The following is an 18,692-nucleotide window of genomic DNA, read 5'->3' on the forward strand; positions in this document are numbered from 1 at the left end:
TTGCCTAAAAATCGCTTAGCTTAATCAAAAAATAACAAAGCTTTTTATACAATCAAACATTTTTAATTTAAGGATCTTTTTGCAATTACATCAAGCTAGCGAGCTTAGCATTCTTGTCGTTTTGGCATTTATCGTCTTTGCTTCGCCTTATATTTCTAAAATTTTACGTATTCCTGTCGCTCCTGCTGAGATAATACTTGGAGCACTAGCTAGCTACATCGGGCTTGTCGGCGAAAATGAGATGTTTAAGCTAATTAGCGAAGTTGGTTTTTTCTTTTTGATGTTTCTAGCTGGCATGGAGATCGATCTTAGAATGCTTATAAACATTGACCGTAAAATTTTACGCCTGGGGCTTATCTATCTTACCCTCATCTACTCGCTAGCAACTGCACTTACGTTTAGTTTTGATCTTAGTTTGCTCTATATTATCATTATCCCGATAATGGCCGTTGGTATGATATTTACGCTATTTAAAGAGTATGGTAGAGATGTGAAATGGCTAAATTTAAGCATGCTTATTGCAACTATTGGCGAGCTTATAAGCATTACACTTTTGACATTTATAGCAGCCTATTTGCAGTTTGGAGCTAGTATAAATTTATGGCTAACGATTGGCTATTTGATCTTATTTTTAGCCATCAGCGTACTTAGCTTTAAAATTTTAGATGTGCTTTTTTGGTGGTATCCGGGGCTTAAAGTGATCCTTATGCCACACTACGATAAGGACGAAAAAGATATTAGGCTAAGCATTGCTGTATTTTTTTCGATGATTGCACTTATGCTTTATTTAAATTTAGAAGTTGCCTTTGGCGCGTTTATCGCAGGTATGTTTATAGCGACATTTTTTGATCATAAAAAAGACTTACCACACAAGCTTTCAAGCTTTGGATTTGGATTTTTGGTGCCGATATTTTTTATACACATAGGCTCAACCTTCAAGCTCTCAAGCCTAAGCTCAAATGAAGTGATAAAAGATGCTATTTTTATATTTTGTGCGATGCTTGCCACAAGGCTTTTTTCAAGTGTGTTATTTGTAGGAAAATTAGGATTTAAGGGGATATTTTTGTTTTCTCTCTCACAATCCATGCCACTAACGCTTCTAGTAGCAGTTGCTACTATCGCACACAGATCAGGTGAGATAAGTGATTATTCTTACTCATCTTTTATCCTAGCAAGCCTAGCTCAAGCTATAATAGGGACAATAATTATAAAATTTCTAATGCAATCAAGAAGTAAGGAGTAAAAATGTCATCAAATACAGCTACGCTAACTGATAACAGAACCGGCAAGAGTTACGAGTTTCCTATACTAAAAGGCACTATGGGACCTGATGTGATAGACATCTCGACATTTTTTAGTGATACTGGAATGTTTACTTTTGACAGAGGTTATACTTCAACTGCGATGTGTCGCTCAGCGATAACTTATATAGACGGCTTAAAAGGCGAGCTAATGTATAGAGGTTACGATATCGCGTATTTGGCTGAAAATAAGACATTTTTAGACGTGGCATATTTACTCTTAAACAAAGAGCTTCCAACAAATGATCAGTATATAAATTTTAAAACTGAGCTTAAAAAAAGAAGCTTTATACATGAAGGCATGATGAAGCTATTTGACGCATTTCCAGACAAAGCTCACCCTATGGCGATCTTGCAAGCAGCGGTCTCAGCGCTAAGTGCCTTTTACTCAGATCATCTAAATATGGATAAACCTGAAGAGTATCACGAGATGGCTATGCGTATAATCGCTAAAATTCCAACGATCGCGGCCTTTAGCTACCGCTACTCACGCGGACTTCCTATTATATATCCAAATTTAGATCGTGGCTTTACTGAAAATTTCCTCTACATGATGAGAGGCTATCCATATGAGCATGTCGATCTTAAGCCTATCGAGATCAAGGCACTTGACACGGTCTTTATGCTGCACGCAGATCACGAGCAAAACGCTTCAACAACGACTGTTAGAACCGTTGGCTCAACGCACGCTCACCCATACGCATGTATAAGTGCTGGTATTGGAGCACTTTGGGGCTGGGCTCACGGTGGCGCAAACGAGGGTGTCATACGCCAGCTTGAAGAGATAGGCTCGGTCGCAAACGTCGATAAATACATCGCTAGAGCAAAGGATAAAAACGATCCATTTAGGCTAATGGGCTTTGGCCACAGAGTCTATAAAAATTTTGACCCTCGTGCAAAAGTGCTCAAAAAAATGAGAGATCAGCTTATGGATGAGATAGGCATTAACTCAGAGCTCATCAAGATCGCAAATCGCATCGAAGAGATCGCACTAAATGATGGCTACTTTGTAAGCAGAAATTTATATCCAAACGTTGATTTTCACTCAGGGCTCATCCTAAAGGCGCTTGGCATACCAAATAATATGTTTGCCGTCATTTTCGTCATTGGCAGGACTCCAGGCTGGATCAGCCAGTGGATCGAGCTAAAAGAGCAAGATATGATAAAGATCGTCCGCCCAAGACAGCTTTATGTTGGAGAGACAAACAGAACACCAAAATGAGCGAGCTTCTAAATTTAGCTAAAAAAGCAGCCGTTAATGCTGGAGCGCAAATAATGAAATTTTACTCTGCAGATAATACGGCTCTTAAAGTCTGCCTAAAAGATGACAGCTCGCCACTAACTAGCGCTGATCTAGCCGCAAATGAAGCGATAATAAAAATTCTAAGCAAAAGTGGGATAAAAATTTGCTCTGAAGAGAGCATCCTGCAAGAAAGCGATAAAGACGAGTTTTGGCTCGTAGATCCTCTTGATGGCACGAAAGAATTTCTAGCTAGAAACGGCGAATTTTGCGTTTGCATAGCGCTTATAAAGAAAGCTAGACCGGTGCTTGGCGTGGTATTTATCCCGGTTAGTAGAGAGCTTTTTTATGCTGATGAAAATGGCGCTTTTAAAGAAATTTTGGACGCCAAAGGTGAGAGCATAACAAAAATAGATCTAAACGCAAAGAGTGAAAAATTCCAAAATTATGTTTTTTTAAGTAGGCGAGGTGATTCACAGGTAGCTGAGCTTATTAAGCAAAATTTAAATCTTAAACAAATTTCTCTTGGCTCAGCCATAAAATTTTGCCGTTTGGTTGAATTTGGTGGAGTTTATTTGAGATTTGCTCCAAGCTATCTTTGGGACAATGCAGCAGGAGATGCGCTCGTAAATTTTTGTGGTGGAAAAGTATTTGACGCTAATAGTAGCAAAGAGATGAGCTATGAGTTTGCTGATTTAAAAAGTCCATTTTTCATAGCTCTCTCAAAAAATACACTAAATCTAAAAGATAAAATCACACAACTATATAAGCAAAGTAAAATTTAAAGCTACTTGCTATCCGTTTTTGCTTACTAAATTTCTTCTAGTAGATAAAACGTACTAGCCATTTTTGCTGTGCCTAGCACATAGTTCATTATATTTGCGGCAACCTTATCTTTTTTAAGTACTTTCCCGTCTATATCTAATATATTCTCGTTACTTTCTTTGATAAATTTCAAAGCCTTTGCTGCTACTTCTTCTAAACTATTTTTACCATCAAGCAGTAAAAGTATGTAATAATCGACAGTATTAAATTTTCCTAAAATGCTAAATTTATTAGCAAAAGCAACATCAGCGTTATTTTTATGATTTAAAAAATACTTTACGTAGTTTGTTAAATTTACACTAAGTCTTGAGTAGCCGGGTTTATACTCGATATTTTTTTGCTCATCTTTTACGATCATTGCATCGGACGAATTTGTTAAAATTCTTACAAAAGCACTATAAGCCATGAGTTTATCTTCTGGCAAAATTTCTAAAATCTGAGAAAGGTTTATGCTGGCTGGATACATCTTATAAAAGACCTCGCAAAGCCATGATATATCTTGTGGCATAGCGCCATAACTATCTTGCCACTGGTTATCTTTCTTTATAAAATCTGCCACAACGTGAATTTTATTGATATCGCTTGGGCCTATTTGTTTATTGGCTATGCTCTCATAAGTTTTGCTATGGACTACTAGGCTTTGTCTAAAGACTTTGTTGCTAATCATATCCATGAATTGCTCTAGATCGATCCTGTCTTTAAATTTATTGTTTTTGTATTCATCTACTACGGCTGTGCCAACATCTGGGGTAAAAATATCATCAAGCGTATATTCACAAAGATAAGTAAGCTCATTTTTGGCAAGCATGGCATTAAAATCTTTGAAATAAAATGGATCATTTATATCTTCTAAAAACTCATGAGCTATGTAAAAGTCATCTTTTGCAAGTATCTCATCTATCCAAAACAACAGCATTCTTGTAGGCATTTTATTTTCATAAGTTATATTATCTTTACTAAGCAAATATTCTTTATAGACTAAAAGTGCTTCTTTAGCTGCTTTTAGCCTCTCTTGCATGCCCTCTTTATCTTTTGCGGCAAGTAGCATTATGTCTCTTGCGATATCTTTTACTTTCCAGCCAGGATAAACATTATAAGAGATAAATGCCACGCCATTTGTACTTAAATTCTCTCTTACGACTTTTAATATAGCTTCTTTTACAAAGTCAGGCACCCAGCTAAAAACACCATGAGCAATGATATAGTCAAATTTCTCATCACTTTTAAATTCGCAAATATCACCGTGTATAAGCTCTAAATTTGTAAGCCCCATCTCTTTAACGATCTCTTGCCCGCGCCTTATCTGCTCGCCACTAAGATCTATGCCAATTACTTTTGCATTTTTGTTATTTACTGCAAATGGGATCAAATTTCCACCAAAGCTACATCCTATCTCTAAAACTCTTGCATTTTCGCATGGCGGTGGAGTTATGCCAAGAAGTGTCGCACAAGCTTCAAGCCTATATGGCGATGATTGGGCAAAGGCTATTGATTTATAAGTTAGTTCGTCATAAGACTTTTCGATTTTGCTATTTTGACTCATTTTAGCTCCTAGTAGTCTTTTTCTTTGAGTTTTTCTAGCATATTTTTAGCATCATTCTCAGGATCATCCACTATATATGCGCGCCTTATCTTGCCATCTTTTATGATGAGCGTTTGTCTAAAGTAAAATTTATGGCCATTTGATGCAGAAAAAACTGGTAGTTCAAGTGCTCTCTCAAGCATAAACTCACTATCATTTAAGAACATAACTCCAGCTGAAGTTTCTTCTTGAAATTTCTTTTGAGCTGCTATATCTTGGGAGCCAACAGCCACTATCATGAAGCCAAGATCGTTAAAGTCTTTTAAAAATTTCTTGTAGTTTATCGCTTGTTTGGTGCAGCCCTTCATGCCCGCAGTATTTTGCAATTGCTCGCTTAAAAGACCAAAGTCCTCGCCTATCTTTGGATAGATGAAAATAACGCAGTCGTGTGTCCTTGCAAAGGCAGAAAAATCAAATTCCTTACCGTCTAAGGTATTTAAATATATACTTGTAGGCACTTTTATCATACTTCATCCTTTAAAATTTTTTACTATTATATCTTTATAAGCTTTGCCTTAAGCTTTTTTAGAATTTAAAAGATAAACTACGAAAAGGACAAAAAAGCTAATTATTAACATCAAAAGTGCATAGATATGAGCCTTGGTGTAATCAAGCATTTCAACTGCTTCAAATATCGCAATGCTAGCGACCTTGCTCTCTCCAGCTACGCTACCGCCTATCATTAAGACAACGCCAAACTCACCCATGGTGTGAGCAAAGCTAACGACAGTAGCTGTTAATAAATTTGATCTTATACTTGGCAAAATCACCCTAAAAATAGTCGTGAGCTTATTTTTACCAAGGCTATAACTTGCTTCAAAAAGGCTCTTTTTTAGGCTATTTAGCCCAGCGTAAATCGGCCCAAACATAAATGGCAATGAATAGATACAACTTGCCACAACAAGGCCTGTGAAGTTAAAAACAAGCCTAACTCCAAAAATTTCTTCAATAAATTTACCAAAGGTCGAATAAGGTGAAAGAAAAATGAGTAGATAAAAGCCAAGAACACTTGGTGGCAAGACCAAGGGTAGTGATATTATCGACTCTAAAAACGACTTACCAAAAAATTTCTTTTGAGACATAAAATAGGCAAGTGTGATGCAGACAAAAAATAAAATAAAAGTTGTTATAAAAGATAATTTTAGTGATAACCAAAATGGCTCGTAATCGATATTTTTTAACTCGTCTATCATGCTTTTTCCAAATTTACACTAAATGCTTTTGTGCTAACTACCACCATATCGCCTGCTTTTAGATTCATTGCTTCGCTACTACTTAGCACCACTTCACAAATTTGGCGGTTTATTAATACATTTGCCACGTAAATAGCATCACGTTTTTTTATCTCTAAAATTTTAGCGTTAAAGGCAAATTTCTGTGATCCTGCACTCTTTAAAAATATCTCACTTGCACTACCTGATCTTGAAATTTTACCGTTTTCAAGGACAAAAACTTTATTGCAAAGCTTATAAATTTCAGCAATATCATGGCTTACTAAAATAATGCTCATCTTAAACTCATCATGAAGTGCTAGTAAATAGTCTTGAAGTTTCTCACGCATGGCATTATCAAGCGCACTTAACGGCTCATCAAGTAGTAAAATTTCAGGCTTTCTCATAACCGCACGAGCCAAAGCAACACGTTGCTTTTGACCGCCAGAAAGAGTGCTAATTTTTGCATTTTTTAGGCTGGTTAGACCACAGATATCAAGAAGTTTATTCGCTAGAGCTAGATCATTTTTTGCAAAGAGTAAATTTTTAAAGACATTCATATTTTCAAAAAGTGCGTAGTCTTGAAATAAAAAGCCGATATTTCGCTTTTGTGGAGCCAAATTTGTCTTTTCATCAAAGAAAATTTTATCTCCAACCTTTATAAAGCCACTTTGTGGTGCTTCAAAACCAGCGATCAAGCGTAAAATAGTAGTCTTTCCGCCACCGCTTGCTCCATAAAGTGCGACAAAATCACCACTTTCAAAGCTAAGGTCTACCTCAAGTAAAAATTTTCCGCCACCGCCATTTAGCTCTTTTTTACAAGAAATTTCTATCATTTTTGTGTACTTATGTGAATGCTTGTAGATTTTATATAGGCAAAAACACTATCATTTTTACTCAAATTTAGCGCTTTTAAAGCGTGATTTGAAATGATAGCTTCGAAGTGGATTTGATCGCACTTTAGACCAACAATACTTAAAACTTCACCAAAATTTATGGCTTGTACTACACATTTTAATTCATTCTCAAGCGAGCTGGCGTCAAGTTTGTTTTTTGCCAAGACAACATCTGAGCTTTTAAAACCTAAGCTAATCTCATCATCTAAGGCGAATTTGCTAGCCTCATTCAAGACTAGCATAAATAAATTTGCCTCTAAATTTAGACCCTTTAGCTCAAATAAGTTAACGTCATCTTTAGTTAAAATTCCAACGATCTTTGCTCTTATCATTTAGCTGGAACGTTGTAACCAAATTTCTTGAAAATTTCTCTTGATTTATCACCTAAGATAAAATCATAAAATGCTTTTGCATCATCATTTTTTTCAGCATATTTTAGAAGAACTATGCCTTGATCGATCGGAGTGTATAGCTCTTGCGGAACAAATATATAATTAACGCCCTCTTTGTATTTTGACATTTTCTCATCAAAAAGTGCACTAGCAGCGATAAAACCAACATCTGAAGCGCTCAAAGCTTGAGAAAGTGTCTCAGAAATTTTTTGAGCATAGACGATGTTTTTCTCTACTTCGTCATAAAGTTTTGCATTTTTAAGAGCCTCGATACTAGCCTTGCCGTAAGGCGCTGTTTCTGGATTTGCTATTGAGATCGCTTTTAAGCCACGAACCACTTCGATGCCCTTTTTAAAATCCACATCTCTTATAGAAAAGATCGCCAAAGCGCCTTGTGCATAAACTTTTGGAGCAGCCACTGCAAAGCCTGTGTCATAGGCCTTTTGCGCAAAGCCCATATCAGCAGCCATGAAGATATCAGCTGGAGCCGAGTTTTGTATCTGCGTGACAAGGCCACCGCTTGCGCCAAGAGTTAGATTGATCTTAGCGTCTGGATGAAGCTTGTTAAACTCTTTTATAAGCTCTGGAAATGCGTATGTTGTATTTGCCGCAGCATATACATTTACTTCAGCGCCAAATGCGTTTATGGCAAGCAGAGCTACTGCGCATAGAAATTTAAAAACCTTTTTCATTTATACTCCTATTATGATTTGAGATGATTTTACTATGGCTAAAAGCGTGTCACCAACGCCTATTTGCATATCCATCGCGCTATCTTTTGTGATGATGGCAGTTAGGGTCTGCTCATCACTTAGTTTTAAAGTGATTTCAGCATTTACAGCACCTATCTTTGCTTCGATCACTTCGCCTTTTAATTGATTTTTTGTGCTTATTTTTATATCTAGATCCTTAGCCAAAATGACAGCTGGAGCTTTAAAAATATAAATAACTTTTTGTCCAACTTTTAGGCCTAAATTTTTCTCACTTTCAACCGTGATGTTTGACTCAAGCGTGCAGCCATTACTTAGTTTTGCAACTATTTGAGAATTTACCGCACCTCTATTTATGCCAATAATCTCGCATGAGAGCTGATTTCTAGCACTTAAGTTCATATTCATTCTTTGAAGATTTATAATATCTACATCCTCAAAATCTACTTTTTGACAAATTTTTTGCAAAAAATCCTTTTGAGTCTCAAGAATGGCATCATAAATTTTTATCAGTTTATCGGCATACTCGCTTAGCTCAGAGCCACTATTTTTTTGTTTCCATCAGCTCTAATAATAAGCGGCTTACTACTTTTGTTATTTATCGTATCAAGGCAGTCCCAAGCATTTTTATACGATATGCCAACCAGTTCTGCTGCCTTTGTGATACTTTTTGTCTCTTTTATGGCCTTTAATAATGTAATATGTTTAGCTAAAACCTGTGTATCTTCGCCTAAAAATAGTTCTAAATTTATATCTGCTTTCAAAATTTTACCTTTACTATATTGGAGAATAATTTGTGAAGTATATCTAATTATATTAATCCTTAAGCTTAAAGATTTAAGTCGATTTATAAATTTCTCTTAATTTCTTGTAAAGTTTTTAAAAGATAAAATCAAGCTACATTTTATAAATAAAAATAAGGCTTAGTATGAAATTTTTGCTTTCTATCTTTTTTAGTTTGCTTTTAGCCTGTGCTAATACTGACATAAATACGAATAGTGAAAGCGATGAATTTGATGTTGAATTTGAGGCAAGAAAAGATGTTTTTGACCCACTTAGTGGCTACAATAGAATGATGACACATGCAAATGACTTTATCTATGTAAATATGCTAACTCCGGTGGCAAAAGGCTATGCCTATGTTGTGCCAAAAACAGCTAGAACAATGGTTTCAAATTTCTTTGACAACCTGCTTTTCCCAGTTCGCTTTGTAAACAATCTACTTCAGTTTAAATTTCAAAATGCTGGTGAAGAGACATTAAGATTTTTAGCAAATACGATAATAGGCTTTGGCGGACTAACAGACGGAGCAAAATACTACAACCTCAAAGCTCACGATGAAGATTTTGGACAAACGCTTGGATATTGGGGACTTGGCAGCGGTTTTCATATCGTTTGGCCACTTATTGGACCATCAAATTTAAGAGATACTGGTGGCATGGTTGGAGATTATTTTGCTGATCCTATTAGCTACGTTGATCCCATACTTTTATCAACTGGTATCAAGTCATATAGAGCGTTTAATAGCTTTTCACAAGATCCAACTGCTTATGAAAAACTAAGAAAAGATGCTATTGATCTTTATCCATTTTTACGCGATGCTTACGAGCAAAGACGCGACAAGCTTATCAAGGAGTAAATATGAAAATTTTAAAAATTCTAACTATGATTTTACTTTTTACAACTAGCCTTTTTGCTATTTCAAAAGAGCAGATCAAGCCTGAAGTAGAGATGAAAACAACAAAGGTTATTGAAATTTTAAAAGATACAAATTTAGACAATAACGCAAAGACAAAAGAAATTTTTGCTCTTCTTGATCCATTTTTTGACTATAAACAAATGGCAAAGATTAGCCTTGGTAAACGTTACAACAGCCTAAGTAGCGATGAGCAGGCTAAATTTGACGCAGCATTTGAGCAAAAACTAAAAAGCTCATACATAGATAAACTTTTAGGGTATAAAGATCAAGAGATACGTATAACTGGTGAGAGCGAACCTCAAAAAAATAGATATTGGCTCACATCTGAGCTTATAAATGATGGCAAGAGCTACGAATTTGTCTATAAATTTTATGACGCTAAAGAGCGTGGATGGCTCATTTACGATCTTGATATCGTTGGTGTAAGCATCATTCAAACATACAGAAGTCAGTTTGGTGATGTGCTAAATAACGCTGATTTCAATACTCTTTTACAAAAGCTAAACGAAGCTGTTTTGCCTGATCAAAATAAAACTAACCCTTAATGCGACAAATTTTTAAATTTATCATTGCTAGAAACAAGCTTATTATTGCTCTAATTTTAGCTTTAAGCGTAGTTTTTGGCTATCTTAGCACTAAGCTTAGCGTTGATGCGTCAGCTGAAACGCTACTGCTTGAGCATGATCCTGACTTAAAAGCTTATAGAGAGATAGCCAAACGCTACGACTCACCCGGATTTTTAGTGGTTGCTTTTACTCCAAAAGGTGATCTTTTTTCATCTAAAAATTTAGAACTTATCAAAAATTTAGGCGATGAACTAGCTAAAAACGATATGGTAAATAGCGTCATCTCTATAATAAATATTCCGCTTTTAAATAGTGTAAAAGGCGGGATTACGGGCATCTTAGATCATACTCCAACACTGCAAGATAAAGATATAAATATTTCAAAAGCAAAGCTTGAGTTTGCCAAAAGTCCGATTTACAGCGGAAATTTGATAAGCAAAGATCTAAAAACCACAGCTATTGCTCTAAATTTAAAACAAGATGAGAAATTTAATGAGCTTGTAAATGAGAGAAATTTACTTAGCCAAAAAGAGTCAAACGGCACTATCACACAAGCTGAGCGACTTAAGCTAGAGGCTCTTGCCTATGAGTTTAAAGCCTACCGAGATGAGCTTAGAAAGAGCGATCACAAAAACCTTGAGGCCATAAAAGCAACCATAGCTAAATTTAACGCAAATGACGAGCTATTCTTAGGCGGTGCAAATATGATTGCTGATGATATGATAGGCTTTATAAAGAGCGATCTTTTGGTCTATGGCTTAAGCGTACTTGCTCTTCTTAGCTTTAGTTTATGGCTATTTTTCAGGCAGGTTAGATGGATAGTTTTGCCGATGTTCATATGTGCCGTAAGTGCCATTTTTACGACCGGAATTTTTGGTATATTTGACTGGGAAGTGACGGTCATTAGCTCAAACTACATCGCACTTCAGCTCATCATTACTATTTCAACCGTGATTCATCTTGTCGTTAGCTACCGAGAATTTTACGCAAAGCATCCAAAATATAGCCAAAATCAGCTAATTTATCTAACGCTTCGTGATAAATTCTCTCCATCTTTTTGGGCAATATTTACAACAGTTATTGGCTTTAGCTCGCTTATGAGTGCTGACATAAAGCCAGTTATCATGCTTGGCATTATGATGAGCACTGGCATTAGCGTTTCGCTTGTGCTTGCGTTTTTGCTATTTGGTGCAATAAATGTAAATTTAGAAAAATTAGCTCCCATTAGAACCTTTGAAAATAGCTTTAAATTTACAAAATACTGCGCAAATTTAGCCTTAAACTCAAGGAAGATCATCTACGTAGTTTGCGCTCTAGTTGTCTGTTTTGGCATTTATGGTATCAGCAAGATAAAGGTTGAAAATAGCTTTATAGGCTACTTTAAAGAAAGCACAGAAATTCGCCAAGGAATGCAAGTCATTGATACCAAGCTTGGCGGCACGATACCAGTTGATGTGATAGTGAAATTTAAAGAGCAAAAACAAGAAAAAAATGCCGAGCAAGATGAGTTTGAAAATGAGTTTGAAAGCAACGCCAAGGATGCAAAATACTGGTTTAATAGCTATCACACAAGGGTTGCTGAGAAGATTCATGATTATTTGAAAGAGCAAAAATTTGTCGGACATGTAAGCTCACTAGCAACCCTTATAAAAGCCATAAAAGAGCTAAATAACGGTGCGAGTGATGATTTTTTATTAGCTGCGATGTATGAGAAATTGCCACAAAATTATAAAAATATCTTATTAAGCCCTTATGTGAGCGTTGAAGATGATGAGCTTAGATTTAGTATAAGGATCGTAGATAGTGACTCTGAACTTAGACGAAATTTATTTCTAAAAGAGCTTAGAGAAGGGCTAGCACAGCTTACTAAAAATGACAATGTAAGCATAGAAGTTGCCGGCATGATGGTGCTTTATAATAATATGCTTCAAAATTTACTTAGTTCGCAGGTTGATACTTTTGGGCTAACTGTTGCTATACTTTTTGTCATATTTTGCTTTATCTTTAGGAGCATAAAGCTAGCAACCATTGCGATAGTTTCAAATTTAATCCCGCTTTGCACACTCTTTGGTGTGATGGGATTTTTTGGCATTCCGCTTGATGTGATGAGCATCACGATTGCAGCCATTAGTATTGGTATTGGCGTTGATGATATTATCCATTACATCCACCGCTTTAAAGAAGAAATGCTTACAAAAAGTGTTTTTGAGAGCATTAAAGTCGCGCACGCAAGCATCGGATATGCGATGTATTACACATCGTTCACCATTTTTCTTGGCTTTAGTGTGATGATAACTAGCAATTTTATTCCAACTATATATTTTGGCTTACTAACCGATCTTGTTATGGTTTTTATGCTTCTTGGTGCACTAATCATCTTGCCAAGCCTAATAGCAAGCTTTGTAAAAAAGAGCGATATTTAAGCTAAATTTATTTGATGACTTTGATAAATGAGTAGACATCTGCCACGCCGTCAATGTGCTTAGCGTACCAAATAGCATGTTTTTCTTGCTCAATGCTATCAACTACGCCACTAAATACAACATCGCAGCCAACTATGCTAACACGCACATTTGTTCCTTCGACTATACTATCTTTAAAAAGATTTTGCTTTAAGTTTGCGAGAATTTTTAGACTATCGCATGGATATTCTGGCTTTTTGATACGAAGATAGGTATAAATTTTTCGCACGCCATCTGTACTTTTGGCTAGTTCTACTAGCTTATCTTCAAGCTCTTTACTATCAACAAGTCCGATCAGATAAGCATCTCCGTAAAAAACCTCTATCTCGATGTCGATATTACTAAGACCTTTTGAAAATAAAATTTTGCTTTGTAATTTGCTTTGTATAAATTTATCTCTTGTGATCGAGTAAATACCACGTTTATCGCGTGAAATAGAGTATGCATCATATACATTTAGCGGCGCAGTTGCTGGAGAAAGAACCGAGGAACAAGAGCAAAAAAATAGAGCCAAAAATACAAAAACACTAAATTTTAAAATCAGAAATCCTTTTGTAATTTCAAAAAGTTTATAGAAAATGGGCTAAAATTTATCTAAATCTGCTAAAATAACGCGCACGGAGGATAAAGTAATCTGGTGATGCTCACGGGCTTCAAACCCGATGACTGGGCGGTTGACCGTCTGGTGGGGAGTTCGATTCTCTCATCCTCTCGCCACTCTCATTTTAAATTTTACTTTTATCAAGCAAATTTATAATTCCAAACAAAATAAAGCTTAATACAACCAAAACAAGGCTTAAAATCAGCGCTTCATCACTTTTACCATCATATACGGCATTATAAATGGCAAGCGAAATAGTGTCTGTTTTGCCTATGATATTGCCACCCAAAATTAGTGTTATGCCAACCTCGCCAAGCCCACGCGAGATCGCTAAGATAAAAGCCGCTGCTACGCTTTTTGCAACACACGGGAAGAGCACAAAAATAGCTGTTTGAAATTTATCTTTCCCAAGGCTGTATGCTGCTTCACTTAGGCTTTTTGAAAGTGAGCCAAGAGCAGAAGCGACAGGCTTTACAAATAGTGGCAACGAGGCTATAAAAGCAGCTAACACAAGAGCCTTAAAACTAAAAATAATTTCTAAATTTAAAGCCTTACCGACGATGCCATTTTTACCAAGCAGATAAAGCAGTAAAAATCCGGTCGCAATGGGTGGAAAGATGAGCGGAAAAGTTACGATCATCTCTAAAATAGCTTTAAATTTGGCCTTACCAAAAGCTAAATAATAAGCCAAAGCCAGCCCAAAAATGATAAGCAAAGCCCCTTGGCACAAAATGACCTTTATGCTTAAAACCAGAGGATCAAATAGCCAAGAGAGCTCTTGCAAGCTTAGCCTTATCTTATGCCAAATTTAGTGTAAATTTCTTTTGATCTCTCGCTTTTTAGCTCATTTAAAAATTTCTCACAATCAGCCTTTTTGTCGCATCCTTCAAGCTTTGCAGCTACGATGTTTGCTGGAGCGTAAAGCGATTTGTCTATCAAGATAAAACTACCAAATTCGTCTTTGTGTGCGTTTAGTTCGGTCTGGTTGATGAACCCAGCATCAACTTCGCCGTTTAATACATAAGTAACGACTTGTGGCACGCCGGCAACCGCTAAAATTTTATCCTTTAGCTCGCCACTTAAATTTGCTTTTTGCATAAATTCATTCGCTCTTTTGCCATAAACTGTCTTTACAGCATCTGGCATAGCGATCTTAGAAAGCGCTTTTAGCTCTTCAACTTTTTCTATTTTCACACCTTTTTTGATAGCCAGCACCAAAGCACCTGAGCCTAAATTTACATACTCGGCGATCTTTAGATCAGACTTTTTCAAAAAGTCCTCATCGCCTACGATCACGTCAGTTTTGCCCTCTTTTGCCTGAGCCATGATAGCTGTGATGTTTGCAAAAGAAGTGTCGATATTTACGCCATCTTTTTTGAGATTTTGCGCGACTGCTTCGACTATCTTTTTATATCCGCCACCCGCACTTACTAGCAAATTTTCATTGCCAAATGCAAAAATTGCAACCATTAAAAGTAAGAACTTTTTCATATTTTTCCTTTAAAAGTAAAATTTCAAGATTTTATAAAATATACTCTTATATATTCTTAAAATATATTTTTATAACTTATTCGGCTTTTTGCCAAAATGGTATAATTCCAACAAAACAAAAGGATAGGCATGAACGAACTTGAGCTAAAGAGGCAAGGTAAGATAGATAGGCTAACGGATAATACTTTTAAGTTAGATCCAAGGATCGGCGAGGGCTACTTTACTGCGAAATATTTTCTAAAAGTAAATGAGATAATTAAGCAAAACCTGCCAGATCAGCACGTGACGATGCAGTTTTTCCAAAGACGTGATGATATCGTGCTTTGTGGCATTGACGAAGTTTTAGCCGTCATTAACAAATTTGCCAAAGACCCAAGCCAGCTTGAAATTTACGCACTTGATGATGGCGATATAATAAATGCAAACGAGCCAGTTTTAAAAATAAGCGGCAAGTATGAAAATTTTGGCTTTTTAGAAAACGTGATCGATGCGACGCTTACTAGAAGAAGCTGCGTGGCGACAAATTCAAGAGACGTTATAAGAGCGGCGAATGGCAAGGATGTTTTTAGCATGGCAGACAGGCAAGATGACATCTGCACGCAGCCAGGCGACGGCTATGCCTCATTTATCGGCGGTATAAAAAAAGTCGCTACTGACGCTCAGGGCGAGCTTACTGGGCTAAAAGGTGGTGGCACCATGCCTCATGCGCTTATTCAAATGTGCGGTGGAGATATAGTAAAAGCCTCAGAAATTTATGCTAAAACCTTTAAAAATGAGAAGATCACGGCCTTAGTGGACTATAACAACGATGTGATCACAGATGCATTAAGGGCTGCAAACGCCTTAAAAGAGAGGCTTGGCGCGGTTAGGGTTGATACTAGTAAAAATTTGATAGATAAATATTTTGAGGACAAAGACACGAGCAAATTTGACCCGCACGGTGTTTGCAAGGAGCTTATATTTGCTCTAAGAGAGGCGCTTGATAAAGCTGGTTTTAAATACGTCAAAATCGTCGTTAGCTCAGGCTTTAGCCCTAAAATTATAAAAGAATTTGAAGCTTATAACACACCAGTTGATACTTATGGCGTGGGAAGCTATCTTGTTAAAAATGACATTTGTGGCTTTACTGGCGATTTAGTCGAGCTAAACGGCAAAGATGAGGCTAAATTTGGTAGGAAAAATTTTGCCTCAGATAGGCTAAAGAGAGTGAAATTTTAAGAAAAAAGATGAAATTTATAAAAATTTTAATGTTTCTGTCACTTTTTCTAACCGTTTGCACCGCCGCAAACTACGCTAATGCCTTTGAAAAGGTTGGCATCCTTGAAGACGGAGTTTACCGCTTTAGTGAAAATGGACTCGGAGCGAACAAAGACCTGCTTGTAAAGGTGATCTCGGTACAAAACTTGGATAGCTCACGCAAAAAGATCATCTCCATGCTAAATATCCCTAAAAATTCTAAAATTACGGACTTTAAAACAAGCGGTGCTGGCGTAATAGTATGGCCATTTTACGAGTTTGAGGGTAATTTTATAACGACAATAATCGTTGAAAATATAAAAAAAGAAGATAGCGATCAAAAACTGATTAAGATGCTTGAACTTAAGCATCCATTTTACTCAACGATCCTTGCTCGAAGAAAAGGGGCTAAAGACGCCATAGACGTAAAATACATGCTAAATTTCAAAGAGGCAAAGCTGGTAAAATCGTTTAAAAACCGCCTTTAAAACTTTATTTTAAATAAATTTCATTAAAATGGCGTAATCAAAAAAAGGATCATCTTTGCACAATCTAAAAACCATAAACGTCGCTCACTCGCCAGACGCTGACGATATTTTCATGTATGCCGCGGTCAAATTTGGCTGGGTTAGCAGTAAAAATTTAGCCTTTACATCAAAGGCGCTTGATATCGAAACGCTAAACGAAGAGGCATTAAAAGGCACTTATGAGGCCACAGCGATCAGCTTTGCGCTCTATCCTAAAATTTGCGATGAATTTGCACTTTTACGCTGCGCGGTGAGCTTTGGCAATGGATATGGCCCAAAGCTTATCAAGCTAAAAGATAAGCAGCTAAAGCGAAATTTTAAGGTCGCACTCTCTGGCAAAAACACGACAAATGCCTTGCTTTTTCGTATCGCTTATCCAGAAGCGAGGATAGTTTACAAAAATTTCCTTGAGATCGAAAATGCCGTGCTTAGCGGCGAGGTCGATGCTGGGGTGCTTATACATGAAAGTATCTTAAATTTCTCCGATCAGCTCTGCGTAGAGCGTGAAATTTGGGACATCTGGAGTGAGCTAAACGGCGAAAATTTACCTCTTCCACTTGGCGGCATGGCGCTTAGACGAAGCCTGCCGATAACCGATGCGATCGAGTGCGAGAGAGTGCTTAGCGAGGCCGTTAGGATCGCCACTTCACACAAGCCATTTTTATCTCACATGCTAATGGAGCGAAATCTCATCAGAGTTGGCAAAGAGGAGCTTAAAACGTATCTAAATTTATACGCAAATGACGAGTCTATAAGCATGAACGAAACGCAGCTAAAAGCGCTAAATAAGCTCTATCAAATAGGCTATGACAAAGGCTTTTTTGAAAAGCCAATCGAAGTAAACGACTACCTAATCCCAACTGAATACAACGAAGTAAGGTTTAGCTGATGCAAAGTACGCTTGTCTCACTTGGAGTTGAAACCTTTAAGATCGCCCTTTACATCAGCCTCCCGATGCTGCTAAGCGGACTAATAGCAGGTCTTATCATCTCCATTTTTCAAGCGACCACGCAGATAAACGAAACCACGCTAAGCTTCGTGCCAAAAATTTTGCTAGTCGTCGTTGTTATCATATTTTTGATGCCTTGGATGATCTCGATGATGGTTGAATTTACCACTCGCATGCTTGATTTTATACCGGAATTTATCCAGTGACGAGGCTTGTTGATTTTTCTAAATTTACTTCGGTTAGGATAGGTGGCGTGCATGAAATTTTTGAGGTTAATTGCCTTGATGATCTAAATTCGCCTGAATTCTTGGGTGCTGTGATGATAGGCGGAGGTAACAATCTACTCATCTCGCCAAATCCCCCAAAAATGGCGATACTTGGCAAGAGCTTTGACTATATAAATTTAGAACGCTTAGGCGATAAAATTTATCTTGAGATAGGTGCTGCAACAAAATCAGCTAAAATTTATAACTTCTGCAAGCAAAACAACATAGCTGGCCTTGAGTTTTTAAAAAATATCCCTGGTACACTTGGCGGACTTATAAAAATGAATGCTGGGCTGCTTAAATTTAGCATAAGCGACAATCTCACGCATGTGCGTCTGGCTCGTGGCTGGGTGAACAAAGATGAGATAAGCTTTAGCTACCGCCACAGTGGCATAGATGAGGTCATTTTGGGAGCTAAATTTGAGCTTAGTAGTGGCTTTGACGTAAGCATTTCTGAAGCTATCAGCGCAAAAAGGGCAAATCAGCCAAAAGGAGCTAGCTTTGGCAGCTGCTTTGTAAATCCAGAGGGGCACTTTGCAGGGGCTTTGCTTGAGGCGGTCGGGCTAAAAGGATACGCTATTGGCGGAGCGAAATTTAGCGAAGAGCACGCAAATTTTTTGATAAATTTTAACCACGCAAGCTTTGAGGACGCTACTAGCCTTATAAATTTGGCAAAGGCTAGAGTTTTAGAGAAATTTGGCGTAGAGCTTAAGACCGAAGTTTGCATTTTATAAGGAT

The 18,692-nt window shown here is 37.1% G+C and carries 20 protein-coding genes, 1 tRNA gene and 1 pseudogene; 12 read left to right on the plus strand and 10 right to left on the minus strand.

Annotated features, from left to right (window positions below; translation table 11 throughout):
* Positions 1-79: 79 nt before the first annotated feature.
* The 3 genes from F3G69_RS01955 to F3G69_RS01965 are packed head-to-tail and all read left to right on the plus strand — an operon-like array spanning position 80 to position 3,326.
* Positions 80-1,243, plus strand: a complete 1,164-nt coding sequence (locus F3G69_RS01955) for a cation:proton antiporter (RefSeq protein WP_103599883.1) — start codon at positions 80-82, stop codon at positions 1,241-1,243.
* Positions 1,244-1,245: 2 nt separating this feature from the next.
* Complete coding sequence (locus F3G69_RS01960) at positions 1,246-2,523, plus strand: citrate synthase (protein WP_103599882.1); 1,278 nt, start codon at positions 1,246-1,248, stop codon at positions 2,521-2,523.
* A complete protein-coding gene (locus F3G69_RS01965) occupies positions 2,520-3,326 on the plus strand; it encodes a 3'(2'),5'-bisphosphate nucleotidase CysQ family protein (RefSeq protein ID WP_149714248.1) in 807 nt (268 codons plus the stop codon). The genes F3G69_RS01960 and F3G69_RS01965 overlap by 4 nt, the downstream gene beginning before the upstream one ends.
* A gap of 26 nt (positions 3,327-3,352) precedes the next feature.
* Here the strand turns inward: F3G69_RS01965 and F3G69_RS01970 are convergent, their stop codons facing one another.
* The 7 genes and pseudogenes from F3G69_RS01970 to F3G69_RS09590 form a co-directional block, all read right to left on the minus strand.
* Positions 3,353-4,909 (minus strand): class I SAM-dependent methyltransferase, encoded by a 1,557-nt coding sequence (locus F3G69_RS01970; protein WP_149714249.1) that lies wholly within the window; start codon positions 4,907-4,909, stop codon positions 3,353-3,355.
* An 8-nt stretch (positions 4,910-4,917) separates the two neighbouring features.
* Positions 4,918-5,415, minus strand: a complete 498-nt coding sequence (locus F3G69_RS01975) for a redoxin family protein (RefSeq protein WP_103599880.1) — start codon at positions 5,413-5,415, stop codon at positions 4,918-4,920.
* Between the two features lie 48 nt (positions 5,416-5,463).
* Complete coding sequence (modB, locus tag F3G69_RS01980; protein WP_103599879.1) at positions 5,464-6,141, minus strand: molybdate ABC transporter permease subunit; 678 nt, start codon at positions 6,139-6,141, stop codon at positions 5,464-5,466.
* Positions 6,138-6,995, minus strand: a complete 858-nt coding sequence (locus F3G69_RS01985) for a sulfate/molybdate ABC transporter ATP-binding protein (RefSeq protein WP_103599878.1) — start codon at positions 6,993-6,995, stop codon at positions 6,138-6,140. The genes modB and F3G69_RS01985 overlap by 4 nt, the downstream gene beginning before the upstream one ends.
* Positions 6,992-7,387, minus strand: a complete 396-nt coding sequence (locus F3G69_RS01990; protein WP_084109625.1) for a TOBE domain-containing protein — start codon at positions 7,385-7,387, stop codon at positions 6,992-6,994. The genes F3G69_RS01985 and F3G69_RS01990 overlap by 4 nt, the downstream gene beginning before the upstream one ends.
* Positions 7,384-8,139: a molybdate ABC transporter substrate-binding protein gene (gene modA / locus F3G69_RS01995; protein ID WP_103599877.1), complete on the minus strand. Its 756-nt coding sequence runs from the start codon at positions 8,137-8,139 to the stop codon at positions 7,384-7,386. Before modA (F3G69_RS01995) ends, F3G69_RS01990 begins: the two co-directional genes overlap by 4 nt.
* Positions 8,140-8,921: pseudogene (locus tag F3G69_RS09590) on the minus strand (TOBE domain-containing protein).
* Positions 8,922-9,085: 164 nt separating this feature from the next.
* On the opposite strand from F3G69_RS09590, the gene F3G69_RS02010 reads away from it, so the two are divergent.
* The 3 genes from F3G69_RS02010 to F3G69_RS02020 are packed head-to-tail and all read left to right on the plus strand — an operon-like array spanning position 9,086 to position 12,845.
* Positions 9,086-9,796 (plus strand): MlaA family lipoprotein, encoded by a 711-nt coding sequence (locus tag F3G69_RS02010; protein WP_103588304.1) that lies wholly within the window; start codon positions 9,086-9,088, stop codon positions 9,794-9,796.
* A gap of 2 nt (positions 9,797-9,798) precedes the next feature.
* The gene (locus F3G69_RS02015; protein WP_087577886.1) at positions 9,799-10,401 is read left to right on the plus strand and encodes a Tgt2/MlaC family protein; all 603 of its coding nucleotides are present in this window, start codon (positions 9,799-9,801) and stop codon (positions 10,399-10,401) included.
* On the plus strand, positions 10,401-12,845 hold the full coding sequence (locus F3G69_RS02020; RefSeq protein WP_149714251.1) for an efflux RND transporter permease subunit: 2,445 nt from the start codon (positions 10,401-10,403) through the stop codon (positions 12,843-12,845). Before F3G69_RS02015 ends, F3G69_RS02020 begins: the two co-directional genes overlap by 1 nt.
* A 7-nt stretch (positions 12,846-12,852) precedes the next feature.
* On the opposite strand, the gene F3G69_RS02025 is transcribed toward F3G69_RS02020, so the two are convergent.
* The gene (locus F3G69_RS02025; protein WP_087579260.1) at positions 12,853-13,428 is read right to left on the minus strand and encodes a BON domain-containing protein; all 576 of its coding nucleotides are present in this window, start codon (positions 13,426-13,428) and stop codon (positions 12,853-12,855) included.
* A gap of 75 nt (positions 13,429-13,503) precedes the next feature.
* Here F3G69_RS02025 and F3G69_RS02030 point away from each other — a divergent pair.
* Positions 13,504-13,601: transfer RNA gene (locus tag F3G69_RS02030), tRNA-Sec, on the plus strand.
* Positions 13,602-13,609: 8 nt separating this feature from the next.
* Here the strand turns inward: F3G69_RS02030 and F3G69_RS02035 are convergent.
* Entirely contained in the window at positions 13,610-14,269 is a 660-nt protein-coding gene (locus F3G69_RS02035; protein ID WP_149714252.1) for a molybdate ABC transporter permease subunit, read from the minus strand.
* A gap of 8 nt (positions 14,270-14,277) precedes the next feature.
* Positions 14,278-14,976 carry a molybdate ABC transporter substrate-binding protein gene (modA, locus tag F3G69_RS02040; RefSeq protein ID WP_149714253.1) on the minus strand — a complete coding sequence of 233 codons (699 nt, stop codon included), beginning with the start codon at positions 14,974-14,976 and terminating at the stop codon, positions 14,278-14,280.
* A 129-nt stretch (positions 14,977-15,105) separates the two neighbouring features.
* On the opposite strand from modA (F3G69_RS02040), the gene F3G69_RS02045 reads away from it, so the two are divergent.
* The 5 genes from F3G69_RS02045 (at position 15,106) to F3G69_RS02065 (ending at position 18,688) form a co-directional block, all read left to right on the plus strand.
* Complete coding sequence (locus F3G69_RS02045; protein ID WP_149714254.1) at positions 15,106-16,194, plus strand: nicotinate phosphoribosyltransferase; 1,089 nt, start codon at positions 15,106-15,108, stop codon at positions 16,192-16,194.
* 8 nt (positions 16,195-16,202) lie between these two features.
* Complete coding sequence (locus tag F3G69_RS02050; protein WP_149714255.1) at positions 16,203-16,700, plus strand: chemotaxis protein; 498 nt, start codon at positions 16,203-16,205, stop codon at positions 16,698-16,700.
* A 112-nt stretch (positions 16,701-16,812) separates the two neighbouring features.
* A complete protein-coding gene (locus F3G69_RS02055; protein WP_410470293.1) occupies positions 16,813-17,628 on the plus strand; it encodes a menaquinone biosynthesis family protein in 816 nt (271 codons plus the stop codon).
* Entirely contained in the window at positions 17,625-17,894 is a 270-nt protein-coding gene (fliQ, locus tag F3G69_RS02060; RefSeq protein ID WP_223154231.1) for a flagellar biosynthesis protein FliQ, read from the plus strand. Before F3G69_RS02055 ends, fliQ begins: the two co-directional genes overlap by 4 nt.
* Entirely contained in the window at positions 17,891-18,688 is a 798-nt protein-coding gene (locus F3G69_RS02065; RefSeq protein ID WP_149714257.1) for a UDP-N-acetylmuramate dehydrogenase, read from the plus strand. Before fliQ ends, F3G69_RS02065 begins: the two co-directional genes overlap by 4 nt.
* The last annotated feature ends 4 nt before the right edge of the window (positions 18,689-18,692 follow it).

Origin of the sequence: Campylobacter concisus, assembly GCF_902460625.1 — a bacterium.
GTDB lineage: Bacteria > Campylobacterota > Campylobacteria > Campylobacterales > Campylobacteraceae > Campylobacter_A > Campylobacter_A concisus_AD.

Excerpts from the sequence above, each read along its gene's own strand:
- modA (WP_103599877.1), bottom strand. The coding sequence starts at position 8,139 with ATGAAAAAGGTTTTTAAATTTCTATGCGCAGTAGCTCTGCTTGCCATA.
- F3G69_RS02055 (WP_410470293.1), top strand. The coding sequence starts at position 16,813 with ATGTATGCCGCGGTCAAATTTGGCTGGGTTAGCAGTAAAAATTTAGCC.
- F3G69_RS02050 (WP_149714255.1), top strand. The coding sequence starts at position 16,203 with ATGAAATTTATAAAAATTTTAATGTTTCTGTCACTTTTTCTAACCGTT.
- F3G69_RS02015 (WP_087577886.1), top strand. The coding sequence starts at position 9,799 with ATGAAAATTTTAAAAATTCTAACTATGATTTTACTTTTTACAACTAGC.
- F3G69_RS02010 (WP_103588304.1), top strand. The coding sequence starts at position 9,086 with ATGAAATTTTTGCTTTCTATCTTTTTTAGTTTGCTTTTAGCCTGTGCT.
- F3G69_RS02045 (WP_149714254.1), top strand. The coding sequence starts at position 15,106 with ATGAACGAACTTGAGCTAAAGAGGCAAGGTAAGATAGATAGGCTAACG.
- F3G69_RS01965 (WP_149714248.1), top strand. The coding sequence starts at position 2,520 with ATGAGCGAGCTTCTAAATTTAGCTAAAAAAGCAGCCGTTAATGCTGGA.
- F3G69_RS01970 (WP_149714249.1), bottom strand. The coding sequence starts at position 4,909 with ATGAGTCAAAATAGCAAAATCGAAAAGTCTTATGACGAACTAACTTAT.
- F3G69_RS01975 (WP_103599880.1), bottom strand. The coding sequence starts at position 5,415 with ATGATAAAAGTGCCTACAAGTATATATTTAAATACCTTAGACGGTAAG.
- modB (WP_103599879.1), bottom strand. The coding sequence starts at position 6,141 with ATGATAGACGAGTTAAAAAATATCGATTACGAGCCATTTTGGTTATCA.
- F3G69_RS01960 (WP_103599882.1), top strand. The coding sequence starts at position 1,246 with ATGTCATCAAATACAGCTACGCTAACTGATAACAGAACCGGCAAGAGT.
- F3G69_RS01990 (WP_084109625.1), bottom strand. The coding sequence starts at position 7,387 with ATGATAAGAGCAAAGATCGTTGGAATTTTAACTAAAGATGACGTTAAC.
- modA (WP_149714253.1), bottom strand. The coding sequence starts at position 14,976 with ATGAAAAAGTTCTTACTTTTAATGGTTGCAATTTTTGCATTTGGCAAT.
- F3G69_RS01985 (WP_103599878.1), bottom strand. The coding sequence starts at position 6,995 with ATGATAGAAATTTCTTGTAAAAAAGAGCTAAATGGCGGTGGCGGAAAA.
- F3G69_RS02020 (WP_149714251.1), top strand. The coding sequence starts at position 10,401 with ATGCGACAAATTTTTAAATTTATCATTGCTAGAAACAAGCTTATTATT.